This is a genomic window from Synechocystis sp. PCC 7339 (assembly GCF_019924095.1).
Taxonomy (GTDB): Bacteria; Cyanobacteriota; Cyanobacteriia; order Cyanobacteriales; family Microcystaceae; genus Synechocystis.
In genome coordinates this window covers 2,847,741-2,867,112 of the sequence record NZ_CP063659.1, presented here as the reverse complement: position 1 = coordinate 2,867,112, position 19,372 = coordinate 2,847,741, and the positions used below count along the sequence as shown (strand labels likewise).

Here is a 19,372-nt window from a genome sequence, read left to right as displayed (position 1 = left end):
TCCCCAGAGTTTGACCTTCCGGGGATAGTTACTGAGAAAAAGTTAATGCAGTTGGATTACTTTGGGACTTTCCTTCATATGAACGGTGTCCACAAAGCGGGCCGTGCTGGACTGACTAGAAATGACCAAGCTTTGGGTGCGTACCCCACCATGGAAGAAGCGTACCCCTTCCATCAAAGTGCCGGGGGTGATGCCACAGGCGGCAAATAAAACCGTTTCGCCACAGGCCAATTCTTCGCAGTTGTAAACCTGATCAGGATTTTTAATGCCCATGGAAGCGAGCCGCTCTAGGTTACCTTCCCGACTTTCACCAATTAGGCCAGTTTTAACCACTTCAGGATCGTAAATTAACTGTCCTTGGAAGTGGCCACCAAGGCAACGCATCGCGGCGGCGGAAATTACACCTTCAGGCGCAGCACCGATACCCATCAGAGCGTGGATGTTGGTGCCGGAAAAAGCACAGGAAATGGCAGCAGAAACGTCTCCATCACTGATGAGGCGTACCCGAGCGCCGGCATTGCGGATTTCTTGGATCAACTCTTTATGGCGAGGACGGTCCATGACCACCACCACTAATTCCTCAATGCTACGGTTGAGGCAGTCGGAAAGGATTTTCAGGTTTTCGGTGGCGGATTTGTCGATGTCCACATGACCTTTGGCCGCTGGGGGGGCCGCCAGTTTTTTCATATAGAAATCGGGAGCGGCAAACAAACCACCTTTTTCAGAAATGGCCAACACCGCCATGGAACCGTTTTGACCATAGGCCACTAGGTTGGTACCTTCACAGGGGTCAACGGCAATATCAATTTCTACCAATTCGTCGGGATTGCAGAAGGATTTGGCATCTTCCCTGGTGCAAATGCCCACTTCTTCACCGATGTAGAGCATGGGTGCGTCATCCCTTTCCCCCTCGCCAATGACGATGCGGCCCCGCATGTGGATTCTATTCATCCGTTCCCGCATGGCTTCTACAGCCACTTGGTCGGCGGTGTTTTTTTCACCTTTACCCATCCATTTTGCCGAGGCGATCGCCGCTTGTTCTACGACTTCAATAATTTCTAAACCGAGGGTGCTGTCCACGAATTGAATCCTCCCAACTGCTGATTAGGTTTCCCTAGCTTGTGATTAAGTGTTAATAGTCAAAAGTCTATCAGAGGGGGGGATCAGCGTACAGCATTGCCGAGGAGGGGAAATCTGCTTTGGCCCTGACCACGGCGGGACCAAAAGATCCCTTAAGATTAAGAGTTGGGCGGATTGTCTGCCTGCTTTTTGACTGCCTTGAACCATTCCACTGCCAAATTTAGCTAATTGTGACCATGACTGAGTCCGTAATCTCCCCAGAAGATGCCTTCAACCAGGCGATCGCCAGATATAACGGGGGGGAAGGCCCCGAAACCCTGATTCCGGTATTTAAGGAAATTGCCGATAGCTCCCCGAAAAATGCCACGGTGTGGGCTTGCCTTGCTTGGTTGTATCTCCTGGACGACAAACCAACTTTGGCTTTCAAGGCGGCCCAGCGGTCGGTAAAAATCGACGGCTACCACCCCCAGGCCAGAGTTAACTATGCCTTGGCCATGCTGGCTAATAAAAAGACCGGTGTGCGGGAACAGGTGGAGTTGGCAGCCCAAATGATGTCCTTTGATCAGGAAATTGCCGCTGGGGTGATGGAAAGCTTGGATGACGGTCTCCAGCGCAAGCCCGATTGGCGCGACATTGAACGGATTAAAAAATGGCTGACGGAGTAGTTTGACCAATTGGTTTTGACTTTAGAACCTGTTTTAAAAGCCCCCCTGGCCCCCCAAATTTGGGGGAAACTGAGTGAAAGTCCCCCATTGAGTGAGGAGATTTAGGGGACGGAATAAAACTTTCTAAACACGTTCTTAGGCAAAATTTAAGTAAGCCAGTCAGTCCCTGGTGTTGGTTTGTTACCTTGAAGAGAATCCCCAACCTTGTTCAAATATCCCCAGCCTATGACCCCGGCCAAAATTCGTAACGCCTTATTAGCCGTGGTGGCGATTGCCCTGAGTGCGGCCCTTTATCTCGGTTTCCAAACCCAAAGCCAGGGTACTTCCCTGGAAGCCCAAGCTCAGCGGGCCATCCCCCTGGCCACCGCTTTGGAGAATGGTCGCCCCACCTTGGTAGAATTCTATGCCAATTGGTGTACTAGCTGCCAAGCCATGGCCCCGGATTTAGCGGAGTTAAAGAAAAACTATGGCGGGTCGGTCAACTTTGCCATGCTCAATGTGGACAACAATAAATGGTTGCCGGAAGTGTTGCGCTATCGGGTGGATGGTATTCCCCATTTTGTTTACCTGGATGACACCGGCACGGCGATCGCCGAGAGCATTGGAGAACAACCTTTGGGAGTGTTGGAGCAAAACATCACCGCCCTGTTAGCCCACGAACCGATCCCCTACGCCAATGTGACAGGCCAAACTTCGGTGGTGGAAAACCGAACCATTGAAGCTGACCCCACCTCTCCCCGTACTCACGGCAACCCCCGCCCCAGTTAGCAGACCAAGTGACCATAACTAGAAACTATGCCAATCATTAAACTGCTACAGATTCGGCTATCCAGTCCTTGGGCGATCGGCTAGTATCTATTTGTGTGTGAGGAGTAAGATTAATAAGGAAGCAGCCGGAGGGTCGAAACATGGCAAGACTCCTTGCGGACTTCCTTATTTTTTTGCCTATTTTTTCCAATTAAGCTCGCCGACCTCTTCAAGGCTCAGGATTATCCTGAGAGAACCTGGAAGTGCAGAACGCAAACCGTTTCAACAGGTCATAGGAATTTCAACCCGACACAATCGCCTATTGTTTAAATTTTTTTCCCGTCAAAATATGGGCAATCCTCCAAATCAGCAAGCAATGGGCTGGGCCCTATCTGCGCGTTAACAAAAGTTTATGGTATATTCAAATACAGCGGTGAAGGATTGATATTTCTCCATGGAACTGTCTGCCGCCCCCAAGGTTTATTTGCCTAGCCCACATCCGATCGCCTGACTTAGCTTTTGGCTTGATCGAACCCCCTCTGCATCCCAAAATTTACTGCTTTATGTTGGTACTTTCCATCCTGTCTTTGGCCTTAGCCTCTTTTTCTGCCATCCTTTGCTTCACTGTGCAGGAAGACGTAATCAGGGCCTCGTTAGGATGTGTGGCAGTGTTATCCATTTTAGTCACCCTGTTTTTTGCTCCCTGGGCCTTAAAGCTGACCTTGGCCGCAGTTCCCTTCGGTGTGGAGCGATTTTATCGTTTAAGTCAAAACGCTCCCATGGAATAGGTTAATCGACGATATATTGACCAGATTTTTCAATTTTCCAGACGCTTAGTTAAAAGTCGTACTCTTACTAACATCTTCAATCTGTTAGCTCCCTCCATCATTACCGGAGGGTCGTTTTTGCACAATTAATTGGATCATCAACAAAATTAGGCCGATCGCCACAAAGGCAAAGATAAAGGTGCCCATGGAAGCTAAGCCCAGCACCAAAGTTCTCACTGCTGAAGCAATGCGCTGGACAATGGCCTTGTCGGATAACACCGGCTTACTGGCAAAACTAACGGCGATCGCCGAAGTCAGCAAATACAACCCCCAGGCCAGGGAAGCGGAAATGCCTGACCCAACTAAACAGCGCAGGGGAGTGGGAGGTACTGGCTCCGTTTTGGCTAGTTTGGGGGCAGGTTCAGTCATGGGCAAACGCTCAAAAGTGTCATTGCAGAAAAGATAGGGGAAAAATTATTAATCATCAAGAATCATTCATAAATGTACTAAGTAAATCACTCCGCCCACTTCTCCAGAGTGCCCAGCACCAAAGCGCTGTATTATCCGTAAGCGGTAGAATAATACCACGATCCATCTAGCAGTTCCAAGCCTGGAATTGTTTGATTTCCCTGAATTTTGACCAACCCCATGACTGTATCTTCCCCAGTGAATTCCACCGTTGACCTTATCCCCCAGCTTGAAAAAATATTGGGTCAAGATGGGGTAATTAAACGCAAAGATGAGCTCTTCACTTATGAATGCGACGGTTTAACAGGCTATCGACAACGGCCGGCCCTGGTGGTTTTACCCCGCACAACGGAGCAGGTGGCCGCAATAGTTAAACTCTGCCACGATCGCCAAATTCCTTGGATCGCTAGGGGGGCTGGCACAGGGTTGTCGGGGGGAGCCTTACCGGGGGTAGATAGTCTGTTAATTGTCACCACTCGCATGCAAAAAATTTTGGCAGTGGATTACGACAACCAGACCATTGTTGTCCAACCCGGGGTGGTAAACAACTGGGTCACCCAAACCGTTAGTGGCGCAGGTTTTTACTATGCTCCCGATCCTTCTAGTCAGATTGTTTGCTCCATCGGCGGTAACATTGCCGAGAACTCCGGCGGCGTCCATTGTTTGAAGTACGGCACCACCACCAACCATGTGCTGGGGTTAAAGCTGGTCATTCCCGACGGTTCCATTGTGGAAGTGGGGGGACAAATTACAGAAATGCCTGGCTATGATCTAACTGGCTTATTTATCGGGTCGGAAGGAACCCTAGGCATTGCCACGGAAATCACCCTAAAAATTCTTAAAACCCCAGAATCTATCTGTGTTGTATTAGCGGATTTTCTTTCCCTCGAAGCCACGGCTCAATCTGTAGCCGATATCATTGCAGCGGGTATTGTCCCGGCGGGCATGGAAATTATGGACAATTTCAGCATCAACGCCGTGGAAGACGTAGTTGCCACCAATTGTTACCCCAGGGATGCGGCGGCCATTCTTTTAGTGGAACTGGACGGTCTGCCCATTGAAGTGGAATTAAACCAAGCCAAAGTAGAGGAAATTTGCCGTAATAATGGAGCCCGCAACACGGCGATCGCCTACGACCAAGAAACCCGCTTGAAGATGTGGAAAGGTAGAAAAGCGGCCTTTGCGGCGGCCGGTAAATTAAGCCCCAGTTACTTTGTCCAGGATGGTGTGGTACCCCGTACTCAATTGGTACAAATTTTGGCGGACATTAATGCGTTGAGTCAAAAATATGGTTTCCCCATTGCTAACGTTTTCCATGCCGGCGATGGCAATTTACACCCCCTAATTTTGTACGATCAAAAAGTGCCGGGAGCCTGGGAAAAAGTAGAAGAATTGGGAGGAGAAATTCTTAAGCGTTGCGTCGAATTGGGGGGAAGTTTATCAGGAGAACACGGCATTGGCATGGATAAGAATTGCTTTATGCCCAATATGTTCAATGAAGTAGATTTGGAAACTATGCAATGGGTAAGGCACTGTTTTAACCCTGATAATTTGGCCAATCCCGGCAAGCTTTTTCCCACTCCCCGCCGTTGTGGTGAAGTGGCCAATGCCCAAAGATTTAATTTAGGACAGGACGAAAAAATGGGGGAAATTTATTAAGCTCAAAATAAACAATGAAGACAATCTGTTCTAGCTCCAAAACAGCTTAGTAAGGTTGAGTAATGCTTGAATGAAAAAATAATTTTCTTTTAGGACAAATTAGCTTTAGATATTTTAAAGTAATTGCCCCACATCGTTAAACCAACATTGATGCAACAGGAACCAACAAATCAGAATCTCAGGGCCATCGGATGGATAGGCGCCTTTATGCTTGCGGTTTGTGGCATCCCCCAAGCCTACGAATGTTGGCTGAATGGCAATGCTAACGGCCTTTCTCCCCTATTTTTAGGCTCATGGTTTTTAGGGGAAGTGCTCACTCTAGTTTTTGTCCTTTACGAGCAGGCAAGGACTGATGCTAATATGTGGCCCCTTTTGTTTAACTATGCCATCAATATCTTGACTATTTTTGTGATGATTTATTATAAGGTGTTTCCTGTTATTTGAATTTAGGAAATTTTTTGGTAAAAAATCAACCCATACATCTGGCGATCGCCTACGACCAAGAAATCCACTTAAAAATGTGGAGGGGTAGGAAACCCGCCGTTGTGGAGAAGTTGCCAACACTCAACGAAATAATTTTCTCAATAATCGAGCAAACAATAATTCAAGAAAAATTTACTAAAAAAACAAATAATCATAGTAAGTTTTGCAGATAAAATAAAAACTGTCCACATTCCTCCAATGACAATTCATGTCTGGAACGCTTGCCAAAATTTTCCTGCAAATAACCCCTCCCTTGTTTCTCAGTCCATCCCAAGCGCCTCATTTCCTTTAATATTAATTCTAATTCCGGGTATAACTCAATCACGCCGGCAATTAATCGCTACCACTGGCAACTAACACCAAGAAAAAGCCCCGTCAACTCCGGAGCAAGAAAGGGAAGACAGAATGATCCCATAGCGCAGTGTCAAAAAAAGCAAATAAGCTGACCCTCTTCCATCTATCCACAGAGTCGATTACTTGTTATTCTCACTGTAGAGGCCATGCAATCAACTCCGTGCCAACCTACAATGACCCAAAGCTATGGAGACACCACGATTGAAACAAGCTTGACTGGAGCAGGGATATCCCCCGGCAAAGTCAGGTCGAAGGATATTGGCGAATTAATTACAGCGACAGAAGAAATAATCAGCACTTACGTTCATGATAAGCATTCCGAGATCCATGCCAATGACATCATTATCGGTCTGAAAAACGTTAAAGGTGATGGTTATATCTTGGAGTATCAGCCTAGTCTACCCGAAATTACGGTTCCCGCCTTTGAAGCCGTTTCCCATTGCATAGAGACCCGCAAGCTCGAAATTCTTCCCTCAAAAACCGTTGAAAGCATTGCCAAAATTCGTCAACTCTCTAAGAAAGGAGGATTCAATACGGAATTTTATGCCGTCAATGGAAGTCGTAAATATCTAACCTCAATCAATCAAACATTAGAAATTCCTGCATCTATTACAATGCAAGGGGAAACCACACTCTACGGAGAAATCATTCGAGTCGGCGGCAGTGAACCCAAAGTTGCGATCAAAATAATGTCCGGTAGAATACTCTACTGTGATGCTAAAAAAGCGATCGTCCGTCAAGCTGGGCAAAGATTGTATGAGATTGTTGGCATCAGGGGGAACGTCGAATGGAGAATGAATGACATGGAAATACAGTCTTTTCAAATCATCGAGTTCACCGACTACCAAGACTCCCCAATAACAGAGACCTTTAATCATCTTAAACAGAGTATCAGCGATGCTTTCTCCCACATCGATGACCCAGTCTCCTACTTTGCTGAAAGCGAAAATGGAGATTAATGAACTGAAATGAGTGTTATTTGTCTTGATACTAACATTGTTGTGTGGGGCATCCAAAAGCGATCTACCCCCGACCGCCGAGAAAACATTCCCAAAGCAGAAGCCCTACTAAATCAGTTAGAAGCTGACCGCGATCATGTCATCATACCTGCTCCTGTTTTTGCCGAGTTACTGATGGGATGCAATCCTAAAGACAACCCAAGGGTTATGGAAGAGATTTCTCGAAGGACCAGAATAGTACCATTTGACGTTCCAGCGAGTATTGAATACGGCAAAATCCATATCAATAAGTGGGGACTGAGGGAAGAATTAGGCATCCAGCGGGAAAAGATGAAAATTGACATGATGATCTTAGCTGTTGCCCTAGCCCAGAAAGCATCCTGCATCTACTCGGAAGACGATGACATACACAAGTTGGGCAAGGAAATCATAGAGGTTCGCAGAATGCCTAGCATATCCCTTCAGGGAAATCTCCTTGATGCCCAAAATACCTAAGCCGGCTTCCGATAGCCCTCTAACGCTCCGTAGGGTACCCCACAGCATTTTTATTGAGGTGAATCCCAAACGTTGGGCCACTTCACTGCTAGGGCCGTAATGCCATGGCACTCTAGCAGTTCAATGAATTTTTCCTGACTATGGTTAGAATGACCGATGGTAAATAGGGGTTGCATGGCTCTGTTTTCGATTTCCCTTAGAAGAATAATCAACTAATCAATTTCTGGACTTAGCACTTCCACTATGGGCTTTTCCGCCTCTTTTTCTAAAATCAGAGGGGCTTCTATTTTTTCTTGTATAGGTAATGGTTCCGCCTGACGTTGGGGTACTACGGCCTTTTCTAATTCCGGCAAGGCCACCAATTGCCGTTGTTTTTCCCGCACTTGATTGGGCAGTAACATTGGTAGGGGTTCGTTTTCGTCTAGCCAATAGGTGGCTACGGGCAAAGTATGTTCTAAATCTTCCAAAAGTCGAGGAATAATCATTACTGCATGGAGTTCCCCAATGCGTTCCGCTTCCTGCATACCCACTTCGATCGCCATGGCCACATTGGCCACCGTTCCCCGGACAATGGCAGTACAAAGGCCATCCCCAATGATTTCGTAGGAAGCTAGCTGTACATCGGCGGATTTGAGCATGGCATCGGCGGCCCCCACCATGGCAGGAAAACCCCTAGTTTCCAAAAGGCCAATGGAGCGATTGCTCAAACGACTGTAACCCCGTTGCTGTTGGGCAATTTCCACTAGATGACTACCGATGGGGAACACCGCCTGGAGGTTGGGCATGGGCCGGGGAATGACCAATTTTGATACTAGCTGACCAAACTGTTCTGCTGTTCTGGCCCCTTCTTCCACAGCCAGACGCACATCGGCCACCTTGCCTCGCACCACTGCAGTACAGTAGCCACTACCAATCTTTTCGTAGCCCACCAAGGTCACTTGGGAAGATTTCAGCATCATGTCCGCTGTCCCCACGATCGCCGGAAAACTCCTGGTGGAGACTAACCCTAGGGCACTATCACTGGGCTGATGCTGATTTATTTGCTGATAACTGGGGCGAGGGGAACGGGCAATAGGGACGCTGGTCATTGTTAAGAAAGTCGGCACAACCGGAGAGGATCAGGGCCGCTGTGGCGATCGCCTTCTATGATAACTCACTGGGTTGGAAGCACCCAAACAGCCTCCAACGCCCCGGACAAACTAGCCAACAACGTTAGGGCCTAATCCACATGAGGGTTTGGCCGTATTCCACCGGCTCCCCATTTTCCACCACAATTTCCATTACCTGCCCCGCCACTTCCGCTTCAATTTCATTCATTAACTTCATTGCTTCAATAATGCAGACCCCCTGGCCTTTGCTGACTGCATCTCCCACTTCCACAAAAGGAGGCTCGTCCGGGGCTGGGGCTCGGTAAAAAGTGCCCACCATGGGGGAAACGATCGCCGTCCATTTTTGATCCGCCGGGGACGGGGCCGGAACTTCCGGGGAAGTAACCGGGGTAGAAGCCACAGGAGAAGACGGGGGGGCAATGGCCTGGGGGGGAACGGAAACGCCGCCGGACATAACATCCTTACGGACTGACACCTCAAAATCGCCGCTTTTTAGGCTGAACTCGGTGATGTTACTTTGGGAAATTACCCCCAACAATTCCCGCAGTTCCGTAAAGTTAATAGCCACGAATTACCCACCCCCCAATACAACAAAATACGATTAGTAAAGCTTGAGCTGACCAATGGGCCCACGGGTTAAAATCCATCTACCCAATTGATCAAGTTAACCACAGCTTAGGCATTGTCCCGTCCTAGGTAGGAACCATCTCTGGTGTCAACCTTAATCTTTTCTCCCTGGGCAATGAATAGGGGTACCATCACTTGGGCACCGGTTTCCAAAATAGCCGGCTTGGTACCGCCGGTGGCCGTATCCCCCTTCACACCGGGATCAGTTTCAACAATTTCCAGCACCACGCTGGTGGGTAATTCCACGTCGAGGATAGTGCCATCCCAGGTGACCACACTAACTTCCATCTCTTCTTTGATGAATTTGGCCTTGTCTCCCAGGGTGTCTGGGGCAATGCTCACCTCTTCAAAGGTTTCCATATCCATAAAGACATATTGATCGCCATCTTTATAGGTGTGTTGCATGACGGATTTTTCGATGTTGGCCTGGGGCACCGTTTCTCCCGCCCGGAAAGTTTTTTCCACTACATTGCCAGTTTGAACACTTTTGAGCTTGGTCCGGACAAAGGCGGAACCCTTGCCTGGTTTAACGTGGAGGAATTCCACCACCTTCCAGACTGCGCCGTCCATCACAATACTTGTACCTGTGCGAAAATCGTTACTGGATATCATGGAAGCCAAGAAAGACTCAAAAGTTCACCCAACATTCTACTAGGGGATGGGGGCGTTGAAGTGGGAAAATTTTGCTGTTGCCCCCTATGCTGGAGAACAAACCACAATCATTATGATGCAAATTATTAAAATTCCCCTGGGGATAATTACCCGACAGGGCCTACGGTTGGGCTTGATGTACTTGATCTTCACCTTACTATCCTTGACTTGGACTATGCCGGGCTGGAGCTTGCCTTTGGACCAGCCGATGCTGTTGGGTGCTTTGGCCCAGGGCAATGCCATTACCGATCCCAATGCCATCTTGCGCTACGCTCTGCCCATCGATAATCCAGAGGTGCGGCGTTTGCAGGATAGTTTGGAGGATATTTCTAACCACATCCGGGCGAAGCGTTGGCCGGCGATTAAAAAAGATGTGCGGGCGGCTAATCTGACCATCACCCTGAAGGAAGATAAAATTCTCGCTGGGGTGCCTGCCGATCGCCAATCGGAGGCGGAAAGCTTATTGGGCATCATCAAAACTGATTTAACTGATTTGGCCGCAGCGGTGGAAGATAAGGATAAGGAACAGGTGATTGGCCTACGTCAATCGACCCTAACGGCGATCGGGGATTTGGAAGCTCTGATGGTGACGGATTTCCCCTTTGCCATTCCCGAAGAATTTGCCAATCTGCCCCAACTGAAGGGCCGGGCCACGGTGGAAATGACTACCAATAAAGGCCCGCTGACCATTGAGGTGGATGGCTATAGCGCCCCCATTAACGCCGGTAACTTTGTGGATTTGGTGCAACGCAAATTCTATGACGGTTTACCTTTCATCCGTTCAGAAGATTTCTTTGTGACCCAGGCAGGGGATCCCCCAGGGCCAGAAGCGGGTTTTATTGATCCCCAAACTAAACAATATCGCGCCATTCCCCTAGAAATTTTAGTTAAAGGGGAAGAAGGGCCCATCTATGGCATGACCCTAGAAGATGCCGGTATGTATTTACCGGAACTGGCTTTGCCTTTCAATGCCTACGGGGCGATCGCCTTAGCCCGGCCGGAAATGGAACCCAACGGTGGTTCTTCCCAATTTTTCTTCTTTAAGTTTGATACGGAACTAACTCCGCCGGGGTTTAATTTGATGGATGGCCGCTATTCCGTTTTTGGTTACGTAGTGGATGGCAAAGAAACCTTGGAACAGTTAAGCGAAGGGGACAAAATTGTCTCGGCCAAGGTGGTTGACGGTGCCGACAATTTAATCAACGGTAATAGTTAATAAACAAGTGAACCATTGTCAAAAACTTGATTAAGGGAGGTAAAAATACCTCTCTTTTCTTTATTTTTTCAGATTAATAGAGCCCTTGAACCCAGTCTGCTCCATGGGGGAATCCTATCAAGTCAAGTTTTATTCCTACAATTTTCCCCTGCCTAACCCAGTGGTGACAGCCCATGGCCATTGGCAACGGCGACAGGGTTTGATTGTGGAGTTGAGAAACCAAGAGGGCAAGACTGGCCGAGGAGAAATTGCTCCCCTACCTTGGTTTGGTACGGAAGACTTAGCCAGCGCCACAGACTTTTGCAGTAGTTTGAACGGTCGGATTACCCCAGAACAAATTAAGAAAATTGGCGGTCGCCTACCCTGTTGTGGGTTTGCCTTTGGCTCAACGGAGTTAGAATTAAGCTCTGAAAATTTGATTGAAACCGATCCACAAAATATTAATTATTGTCAGTTATTGCCAACGGGAAAAAGAGCACTGGATTACCTCAATTCAGGGCAGAAATTAACTGCCAATACCGTCAAGTGGAAAATTGCAGTAGATGATTTCCCCAAAGAACGGGATTTGTATTTACAACTGCTAGCAACATTGGAGCAATTACCCGGACAAATAAATTTACGCCTCGATGCCAACGGTGGTTTAACCCCCGCCCTTGCCCGACAATGGCTAACCCTGCTTGATCGCCAAAGGGGAAATTCCCTGCTCAAAGTTCAATACCTGGAGCAACCCCTACCTCCTAAGCAAATTGATGAAATGTTTCGATTGCAACGGGATTTTGCTATCCCCATCGCCCTAGACGAAACGGTATGTAGTTTAGCCCAACTACAGCAACTCTACGATAAAGGTTGGCCGGGGCTTTACATCCTCAAAGCCGCCATCATGGGAGATCCTCGGTTACTGAACAATTGGTTAAAAACCCATCCCATACCCGCCATTTTCTCCTCCGTGTTTGAAACGGCGATCGCCAGGGGTCAAGTGTTAGCCCTGGCCCAAAAGTGGAACTTACCAGACCATGCCGTTGGCTTTGCTCCCCCAAAGGAACCAATAACAGAGGCTACCCCGGACTCGGTATGATGGGGATCAGCTTTGTTTAATGCCCCCTTGAGATTGACTGTGAGTGATTCCCCAAAGCCCCAATTGCCCCCAAGCTCCCAAGGACGTAATAGCTTAGTTTCCCGGCCGGAACTGGAAGCTGTGACCGAAAAGTGGTTTGAGATTATGGTTCGGGTGCAACCCCACCACACCGATTATGGCGGCGTTGTTTGGCATGGCACCTACCTGACTTGGTTGGAAACCGCCCGAGTGGAATGTTTGCGGTCCATTGGGGTGGATTTTGCCGACTTGGTCAAACTGGGCTGTGATTTGCCCGTGGTGAGTCTGGCCCTCCGCTACCACCGCGCCATCCGCCTAGGACAAACGGCAGTGATTAAGGTGCAAATGCAAGAAATCCAGAAAGTACGGCTGGAATGGCAGAATCAAATTATTTGCCTAGAAACCGGGGAACTCTGTGTGACTGGCAAAATTACCCTAGTGGCGATCGACCCAGCCAAGGGAAAAATTATGCGCCGTTTACCGCCAGTGGTGCAGGAAAATTTATTAAAGCTGAGACAGTGATCTTCAATCTTCAATGGCGGCATTCATTATTTTGGGAAGGAGGGGCAAAATTTGTGTTTACAGTGACCAGCAATCTTGATTCTTCTGCCTCTTCGCGCCGGTCTGGACAAGGTTATGGTTCTCTGAATACTGATCAGTCCGGGCCGGGGACTGCATTGCTTTGCCATTGATGATGATTAATTACTCCCTACTCCTCACCCTAGCGTTACCTCCCATTGCGGGGGGAATTATTGGCTATTTCACCAACGATTTAGCCATCAAAATGCTATTTCGTCCCTACAAACCCTTTTTTCTCGGGCCCTATCGACTGCCTTTCACCCCTGGATTAATTCCCCGCAACCAGGAACGACTGGCCAAGAGGGTTTCCGACACCATTATGGGTTCTTTGCTGACCCCGGAGGAATTACAACGGCTGGCCCGAAAACTGCTGCAACGGGAACGGGTAGAGGGGGCATTGGGATGGCTGTTGCAATTGGCCCTGAAACAAATTCGGGAAGATAAGCAACAAAAAACCGCCCAAATTCTCGCCAATATTTTGCAGGATTTATTTAGTGAATCTTTGCCCCGCTTATTGAAGGCCTTGGCTCGGCAGGATAATTTTCTATCGGATCAGATTAACCGTATTTTTGACCAAATTCTGCTGGAATTTCGACTCTCGGAATTGCAATCTCGTCAGTTCGCCGATTGGTTACTAGGCACAGTATTACCTCCGGATACGATTCGTTTGGCGTTGGTGGATTTTTTGAGCGATCGCAATATCCAGGTAATTGATGAGGGTTTTCGCGAAAAAACCAGTGGCACCTATTGGGTTGTGGCTAATTTATTTGGGGTGCGTAATTCCCTCACCCGTTTGCGGGCTTTTTGCCTGGAGGAAAAGGAAACGGCCAACTTGCGTCTGAAGGAGTTATTGCTCTCCCTAGAAATTCGGAATCGCCTCAAGGACTGGCTCCAGCAATTATCCTTGGAAAATTTACCCGTTTCGACGGTGCGACAATTGCGGCGAACCACAGGGGAAGTGGTGCGGACCTATATTCGGGAGCGGGGGGAACCTTTTCTGAAGGATTTTGGTAAATCGGTGGATTGGGATAATGTGGCGGTGCTTATTGTCAATCGGCTCCAATCTTCCACGGCGGTGACGGGCTCCCTGGGCTTGGTAAGTGAGGAGTTGGCGTCAATTTTGGAACGGTATTTGGAAGATGATTTAGAAAAAATTGTGAAGCAAATTATCCCCATCTTGGCCATTGACCAGGTGATTATCAATCGTATTAATGAAACCCCCGCCGCCGAGTTGGAAACCGCTGTCCAGGCCATTGTCCGTAGTGAGCTTCAGGCCATTGTTAATCTGGGGGGAGTACTGGGGTTAATCATTGGTGCTTTGCAGAGTGGCTTTTTCTTCGTCAGCCGTGGTTTTTGATGGGAGTCTGACCCGATGCGATACCATGGTCTGCAGTGTCAAAATTTAGACTATTTTCTGGGTGGCCTTTGGGCTGCTCTGTTCCTTTGCCCAACTCAGCCTGTTAACTTTGCCCATGTCTGATGCCGCCGTTGTTGTTGAAGAACAGGCCGCTGTGCTAAAAACTTTGCCGGATTTTCCCCTGTCTAATCAGCGGTGTGCCAGTCAGTTGCAGCAACGCCTTGATTTGCTATTACTGGCGATCGAAGCTTTGGATGTTGGCTCAGCGTCGAAAATGCTGGCCAGTGCAGAAGATTTGGGGCTACAGTCCATTGTGCCCCATGCCCTGGCGTTGTGGCGGTTACGTTGTACTAATCCCTGGCGACGTTCCTACAACCGCACTCTGCTCACCCTAGACCAAGCTAAAGCCCTGACGGCGATCGCCCATTACCAGGCCAAGCCGTTGAATGTGACTATGCGGCAATTGCTCATTGCGGAACGACAAATGCGGGCTAAACAGTTGCCGGTGGGTACTAATTTTTTACTGTCGGATTACCTAGACCAATTCCGTTCCCATTTCAGTAGCCGGATGAATCCGCGTCGGGCTAAAGTATCGGTGTTGTTGGCTTCTGAATCCGCCATGGACGATTTTGCCCTGGGTTTGCTCAACCAATTGCTGTTTTGCACTGGTACCATCGGCATGGAACGTTTATGGATCAGCTTGTTTGACGGAGAAGTGGCTTGAATATTCAACGACCCTATCGCCTACCCAACTGCACCCTCACCCTGGAGGGCATGGCCAGCGGTACTGATCCCAGTTCTAGCAACGAAGATTTGCAGATTATTCTCAATGCCCGTTGTCAGTTCCTCGGCACCAACCAAAGTTTGGAAGGGGGCCGGGCTTTTCTCGAGGCCTTGGCCAAAGCGGTCAACAGTTACGCCCAGGGTTGTCTGAGTGGTATTCCCCATCCCACAGAAACCAAGGGGGAAAATGGTGAATGGGCTGAGTTAACTCCCCTGCCAGATCAGGCCCTGCACCGTTTGTTGTGGCATCCTCCGGCTGATGAATCCTCTGAGGCGATCGCCGTTGACTTAAGCACAGTGGAACTCTTTGATCTGGTGGAAGCGGTGGATCAATTTATTGGCGATCGGCACACTTTACCAGACTTTTCCCTGACCTTAGAACCCCTGTCTCGTCGCCACCGCCAACCGGACGAACCCTTTGTGCAACGGGCTATTCCGGCTAGTTTGGGGGCCTTGGGCTTAGCAGTTTTTGCCCTGGTGATCTACTGGCTACCCATCCCTGAAATTAGGGAACCGGAAGTCAACCCCGACAATACTCCCGATTTGACTCAGCCCGACAATGGCAATCCCACCGATGGCCCCACTCCCTAGAAACTAAGCTGCCCAGACATCCTTAACACCTTTAACAATAGAAAGCAATTGTTGCCAGGGGAGTTGTGTTGGGAGTATGTCAAACACTTAAACAAACCACTCGCAAACCGCAATCATTCTCGTTTTTATCCGGGTAAAGACGGATACGGCTGGCGGAACGACAGAGGGGCGCGGCCACTTTCCATGAGCCCCCCCGCAATACCCTTGGAGATCCATCGGGCTCTGTTACCCAAGCACCACTGTTCCCTGGAGACCCCTGATAATTTTCGTGCCAGGTGTCCTCGCACCATTCCCACACATTGCCGCTTATGTCATAGAGTCCCCAGCCATTGGGTTGTTTGCGCCCCACCATTTGGCCCCAACCGTTGGAATTGCCCTTATACCAACCGTATTTATTTAACTCTTTGGCATTATCGCCAAAATAAAACCGGGTTTTACTTCCCGCTCGGCAAGCATATTCCCATTGGGCCTCGCTGGGTAATTTATAAATTTTGCCGCTGATTTGGCTTAACCTTTGGCAAAATTCTTCGGCTTGGTACCAACTGACCCATTCCATGGGGTGATGGGGAAAATCTTGAAAGTATTTAGAATTGGCCCCCACCTGCATAATGGCTTGCCACTGTTGTCTGGTAATGGGGTATTTGCCCATGGCAAAGGGGGCAATTTGTACCAAATGCTGGGGGGTTTCCCACTCTTGGGCATCTTTATCACTGGTCGTTGACCCCATCATAAATTCCCCCCCCGCCAGGGTAACCATGGTCAGTGCAACATCGTTTGGTAAAGTTTCCTGATATTCCGCCAGGGTTTTGGTTTGGCTACGGCTAAAAAAGATGGTGCCCCCGCTGGCACCCACGGCCATTAATCCGCACAAAATTAGAACTTTACGGCGGTTAGGATACTTAGAGTCTTCCCCTATAGCCCCACCTTCTGTAACTTCTTCGGGAAACCGGGGCGTTGGCTGGGTAAGAAATTGCAGTACATCGGCGATCGCCCAACGTTGCCTGCGGTCTTTGGCCAAACAAGCAAGGGCTAATTCCCCCCAGGGCGGGGGCAAAGGAGGCAGGTCAATATCTCCCTCCATCACCCGTTTGAGTAGTTGGGTTTGGTTGTCGAACTGGTAGGGTAACCTTTGGGCGGTAATTTGCACCACCATGATCCCCAAGGACCACACATCCCAAGCGGGGGAAACAATGCCATCAAAAGCCTCTGGCGGCATATAGGGGATGGTGCCCAGGGGATTAATTGTTTGAGCATAACTATGCTCGTCTAGATGTTTAATCAAACCAAAATCCGACAGTTTCCACTGCTCTCCCACTCGGAGAATGTTGGCGGGCTTGAGATCCCGGTGTACTTGGTTTTTACCGTGGAGGTAAGCCAATCCCCTGGCGATCGCCGTAAATAAATTCCTAATCTCAGTCGGACTAAGTTGGCGCTGCTGTAGGTGATGTTCTAGGCTTTCTGCGGCCAATTCCATGGCTAGGTAGAAAATTTTTGTCCCATTGAGTTCCCCCTCCCCGGCGGCATAGGTTTTGATCAGATTGCCGTGGCTTAAATTAGCGGCGGCGATCAATTCCTCCAATTTGGCTTCGTCAGCGTTGGGAATGATTTTGATGGCGACCTGTCTTAAAGCCCGTTCCATTACCACCTCGCTAGCGAGGAAAACGGCCCCAAAGCCCCCAGCTCCCAAAAGTTTTTCTAGATGGTACTGCCCAATGCGTTGGCCTGCCATCATTCTGAAAATTAGGGGATTGGTATTGACCATGAATTCCTCGCCGTCAATGGTGTACTTGGGGGAAAAGCAAGGGGAAAATTCAATAGGCAATTTCCAGGGTCACTGTGGCCTGTACTGTTTGGTCACCGCTAATAATGGGGGTGGGCGCAGATTCCGCTACCGGAGAAGCGGCCAGGGCCCCCCGAAAAATAGGCGTGGGTTGGCCGGGGCTGGGATTAATAACAATGCGGACGATGTTTTGGGGAGTTAAATTTAAACTGGACAGCACCACCCGAGCTTGGGCCTGGGCATCGGCGGTGGCGGCAACTAGGGCCTTTTGTTCTGCTACTTTGAGGGTTTCAGGGGTAGCGATAAAGCGAATGCCATCGATGCGACTGGCCCCGGCTTGCACAGCTTCATCAAGGATTTTTCCCACTTGGTCGCTTGGGTACTGAAAACTGACGGTATTGCTGCCAATGTAGCCTTCCAAACTTCTTTCATTGTTGCGATAAACATAGTTGGGTTGGAGTTGGAGCCCCTGGGTTTGTAATTTGTCCACCCGTTGACTACGTAGATATGTCACCAGACGGTTACTCCGTTCGGCGATCGCCGAACGGACTTGGTTAGCAGTATCGGCTTGGACTTCCACCGTTAGCTGGGCTTCAGTTAGGGTGGTGGGAACAGACTCCGAAGCTTGGCCAGTGACAGTGAGTAGTTGTTGCATTTCGTTGGCCCACAGGGGAGAAGGGGGCAAGGCAGTGAGAAGCGTACCGGATAATAACAGCACCGATGCGGAAAATCGAGAAAATCTAAATATGCCCATGGTTGGCCTCCTAGAAAAAATTTTTGGTTGCACTCTTGGCGATACTTAAGGGCAAAGTTCTAGCTCCCTGGCAGATAGCTCAAGCAGGACAAAAACCACCGCGTTGGGAGGATGTGCCGGAGTGCGGACGCAAACCCTTGCCCCCTGTTGACAGGGCACAATAAAGAGTTAACAACAAGTTACTCACTGAATGTTATGGTTTGCACTAGATAGGGTTAATCTTAATTGACCGACAGTCTCGGCAGCGGAAAAATTTTCGATGGTAGACAGTAATCAAGCCCAGGCGATTCTTAGTCAATACCAGGCAGGGGAGCGCTATTTTCCCAACTTAGCCCTGCGGCACATTGACCTCCACGGCTTCACCCTAGCTGGAGCAGATTTTAGTGGCTCAGACTTCAGCGAGGCCAACCTGCGGGGAGCAGATTTGCAGGGCTGTAAATTGCAGGGTTGCTATTTTAACAACGCAGATCTGTCGGGCGCTAATTTGTCTAGGGCGGATCTAGGGCAAGCATCCCTACTAAAAACTTTTTTGCTCAAAGTTAACCTCCAGGAAGCCCACTTGGAAAATGCCCTTTGTGCCGGAGCGTTGTTGACCAGGGCTAATCTTGCAGAAGCCCGTTTGCATGGGGCCCTGCTGACAGGGGCGGACTTAACTGGGGCAAAGTTAGCCAATGCTAAATATAATCAACAAACCCAATTCGATGCCGGTTTTAAGCCAGAAAATTTCGGTCTGATCAAGGTGATGGGGGATAGTACTCCTAGCCCTCAAACTAAGACTCAAACCCCAGTCAAAGAGAAACAGTCTAGCCAAGCTTCCCTCCCCACTGGCTTAACGGTGGAAGATTTGTTACTAACTTTTGAATATTTGGGTAGTTTAGGTAATCATTACTTAGGCAATACCATGGCTAGTCGTTATCTACAATCGGCCCAGCCCAAGGAAGAATGGTTTGCCCAGTTTGAGGTGGATAAAAAGGCCGTTAAACTTAACTATCAAGGGCCAAAGCAGGAGCAGTTGACCCCAGTTCAAATTGAGTTGGCCCAACAATGGGCTCAGCAGTATGTCAAATCCTGCGCGGTCATTTTTAAGACCTTTTCCACCATGATCGAAACTGATCGATGTGTTTTTAGTATTAGTGGTTAGCTCTTCTGGGCAGG

22 protein-coding genes are annotated in these 19,372 nt (G+C 48.9%); 14 read left to right on the top strand and 8 right to left on the bottom strand.

Going from position 1 to position 19,372, the window contains the following annotated elements; genetic code table 11:
* Nucleotides 1–42 precede the first annotated feature (42 nt).
* Nucleotides 43–1,080 (bottom strand): class II fructose-bisphosphatase, encoded by a 1,038-nt coding sequence (gene glpX, locus IQE94_RS13570; RefSeq protein WP_190598480.1) that lies wholly within the window; start codon nt 1,078–1,080, stop codon nt 43–45.
* Nucleotides 1,081–1,316: 236 nt separating this feature from the next.
* Between glpX and IQE94_RS13565 the strand changes: the two genes are divergently transcribed.
* The 3 genes from IQE94_RS13565 to IQE94_RS13555 all read left to right on the top strand — a co-directional run bounded on the left by IQE94_RS13565 (nt 1,317) and on the right by IQE94_RS13555 (nt 3,280).
* A complete protein-coding gene (locus IQE94_RS13565) occupies nt 1,317–1,745 on the top strand; it encodes a M48 family metallopeptidase (RefSeq protein ID WP_212720987.1) in 429 nt (142 codons plus the stop codon).
* Nucleotides 1,746–1,970: 225 nt separating this feature from the next.
* Complete coding sequence (locus tag IQE94_RS13560) at nt 1,971–2,513, top strand: thioredoxin family protein (RefSeq protein WP_212720989.1); 543 nt, start codon at nt 1,971–1,973, stop codon at nt 2,511–2,513.
* A gap of 542 nt (nt 2,514–3,055) precedes the next feature.
* On the top strand, nt 3,056–3,280 hold the full coding sequence (locus tag IQE94_RS13555) for a riboflavin synthase subunit alpha (RefSeq protein ID WP_194015322.1): 225 nt from the start codon (nt 3,056–3,058) through the stop codon (nt 3,278–3,280).
* 84 nt (nt 3,281–3,364) lie between these two features.
* Here the strand turns inward: IQE94_RS13555 and IQE94_RS13550 are convergent, their stop codons facing one another.
* Complete coding sequence (locus IQE94_RS13550; RefSeq protein WP_212720991.1) at nt 3,365–3,688, bottom strand: DUF3082 domain-containing protein; 324 nt, start codon at nt 3,686–3,688, stop codon at nt 3,365–3,367.
* Between the two features lie 219 nt (nt 3,689–3,907).
* Between IQE94_RS13550 and glcD the strand changes: the two genes are divergently transcribed.
* The 4 genes from glcD (at nt 3,908) to IQE94_RS13530 (ending at nt 7,677) form a co-directional block, all read left to right on the top strand.
* The gene (glcD, locus tag IQE94_RS13545; protein WP_223342135.1) at nt 3,908–5,386 is read left to right on the top strand and encodes a glycolate oxidase subunit GlcD; all 1,479 of its coding nucleotides are present in this window, start codon (nt 3,908–3,910) and stop codon (nt 5,384–5,386) included.
* Between the two features lie 150 nt (nt 5,387–5,536).
* The gene (locus tag IQE94_RS13540) at nt 5,537–5,830 is read left to right on the top strand and encodes a PQ-loop repeat-containing protein (RefSeq protein WP_212720994.1); all 294 of its coding nucleotides are present in this window, start codon (nt 5,537–5,539) and stop codon (nt 5,828–5,830) included.
* 566 nt (nt 5,831–6,396) lie between these two features.
* Nucleotides 6,397–7,182 (top strand): hypothetical protein, encoded by a 786-nt coding sequence (locus IQE94_RS13535; RefSeq protein WP_212720996.1) that lies wholly within the window; start codon nt 6,397–6,399, stop codon nt 7,180–7,182.
* Between the two features lie 9 nt (nt 7,183–7,191).
* Nucleotides 7,192–7,677, top strand: coding sequence for a PIN domain-containing protein (locus tag IQE94_RS13530; protein WP_212720998.1), 486 nt, complete (start codon nt 7,192–7,194; stop codon nt 7,675–7,677).
* Nucleotides 7,678–7,727: 50 nt separating this feature from the next.
* On the opposite strand, the gene IQE94_RS18675 is transcribed toward IQE94_RS13530, so the two are convergent.
* The 4 genes from IQE94_RS18675 to efp form a co-directional block, all read right to left on the bottom strand.
* A complete protein-coding gene (locus IQE94_RS18675) occupies nt 7,728–7,853 on the bottom strand; it encodes a hypothetical protein (protein ID WP_255611296.1) in 126 nt (41 codons plus the stop codon).
* Between the two features lie 36 nt (nt 7,854–7,889).
* Nucleotides 7,890–8,783 carry a BMC domain-containing protein gene (locus tag IQE94_RS13525; protein WP_212721000.1) on the bottom strand — a complete coding sequence of 298 codons (894 nt, stop codon included), beginning with the start codon at nt 8,781–8,783 and terminating at the stop codon, nt 7,890–7,892.
* 106 nt (nt 8,784–8,889) lie between these two features.
* Nucleotides 8,890–9,354, bottom strand: a complete 465-nt coding sequence (accB, locus tag IQE94_RS13520; RefSeq protein ID WP_212721002.1) for an acetyl-CoA carboxylase biotin carboxyl carrier protein — start codon at nt 9,352–9,354, stop codon at nt 8,890–8,892.
* A gap of 107 nt (nt 9,355–9,461) precedes the next feature.
* Nucleotides 9,462–10,025 (bottom strand): elongation factor P, encoded by a 564-nt coding sequence (gene efp, locus IQE94_RS13515; protein WP_190598281.1) that lies wholly within the window; start codon nt 10,023–10,025, stop codon nt 9,462–9,464.
* Between the two features lie 46 nt (nt 10,026–10,071).
* Here efp and IQE94_RS13510 point away from each other — a divergent pair, with 46 nt between their 5' ends.
* The 6 genes from IQE94_RS13510 (at nt 10,072) to IQE94_RS13485 (ending at nt 15,683) form a co-directional block, all read left to right on the top strand.
* Nucleotides 10,072–11,280, top strand: a complete 1,209-nt coding sequence (locus IQE94_RS13510) for a peptidylprolyl isomerase (RefSeq protein ID WP_212721004.1) — start codon at nt 10,072–10,074, stop codon at nt 11,278–11,280.
* A gap of 103 nt (nt 11,281–11,383) precedes the next feature.
* Entirely contained in the window at nt 11,384–12,355 is a 972-nt protein-coding gene (locus IQE94_RS13505) for an o-succinylbenzoate synthase (protein WP_212721006.1), read from the top strand.
* Nucleotides 12,356–12,394: 39 nt separating this feature from the next.
* Nucleotides 12,395–12,895, top strand: a complete 501-nt coding sequence (locus tag IQE94_RS13500) for a thioesterase family protein (protein ID WP_212721009.1) — start codon at nt 12,395–12,397, stop codon at nt 12,893–12,895.
* Nucleotides 12,896–13,049: 154 nt separating this feature from the next.
* Complete coding sequence (locus tag IQE94_RS13495; protein ID WP_212722081.1) at nt 13,050–14,309, top strand: DUF445 domain-containing protein; 1,260 nt, start codon at nt 13,050–13,052, stop codon at nt 14,307–14,309.
* Between the two features lie 61 nt (nt 14,310–14,370).
* Entirely contained in the window at nt 14,371–15,033 is a 663-nt protein-coding gene (locus IQE94_RS13490) for a DUF3038 domain-containing protein (RefSeq protein WP_223342133.1), read from the top strand.
* On the top strand, nt 15,030–15,683 hold the full coding sequence (locus tag IQE94_RS13485; RefSeq protein WP_212721010.1) for a DUF4335 domain-containing protein: 654 nt from the start codon (nt 15,030–15,032) through the stop codon (nt 15,681–15,683). The genes IQE94_RS13490 and IQE94_RS13485 overlap by 4 nt, the downstream gene beginning before the upstream one ends.
* 79 nt (nt 15,684–15,762) lie before the next feature.
* On the opposite strand, the gene IQE94_RS13480 is transcribed toward IQE94_RS13485, so the two are convergent.
* Nucleotides 15,763–17,505, bottom strand: coding sequence for a bifunctional serine/threonine-protein kinase/formylglycine-generating enzyme family protein (locus IQE94_RS13480; protein ID WP_223342132.1), 1,743 nt, complete (start codon nt 17,503–17,505; stop codon nt 15,763–15,765).
* Nucleotides 17,495–18,217, bottom strand: a complete 723-nt coding sequence (locus IQE94_RS13475) for an SIMPL domain-containing protein (RefSeq protein ID WP_223342131.1) — start codon at nt 18,215–18,217, stop codon at nt 17,495–17,497. The genes IQE94_RS13480 and IQE94_RS13475 overlap by 11 nt, the downstream gene beginning before the upstream one ends.
* 259 nt (nt 18,218–18,476) lie before the next feature.
* Between IQE94_RS13475 and IQE94_RS13470 the strand changes: the two genes are divergently transcribed.
* Nucleotides 18,477–19,358, top strand: coding sequence for a pentapeptide repeat-containing protein (locus tag IQE94_RS13470; protein WP_223342130.1), 882 nt, complete (start codon nt 18,477–18,479; stop codon nt 19,356–19,358).
* Nucleotides 19,359–19,372: the final 14 nt, after the last annotated feature.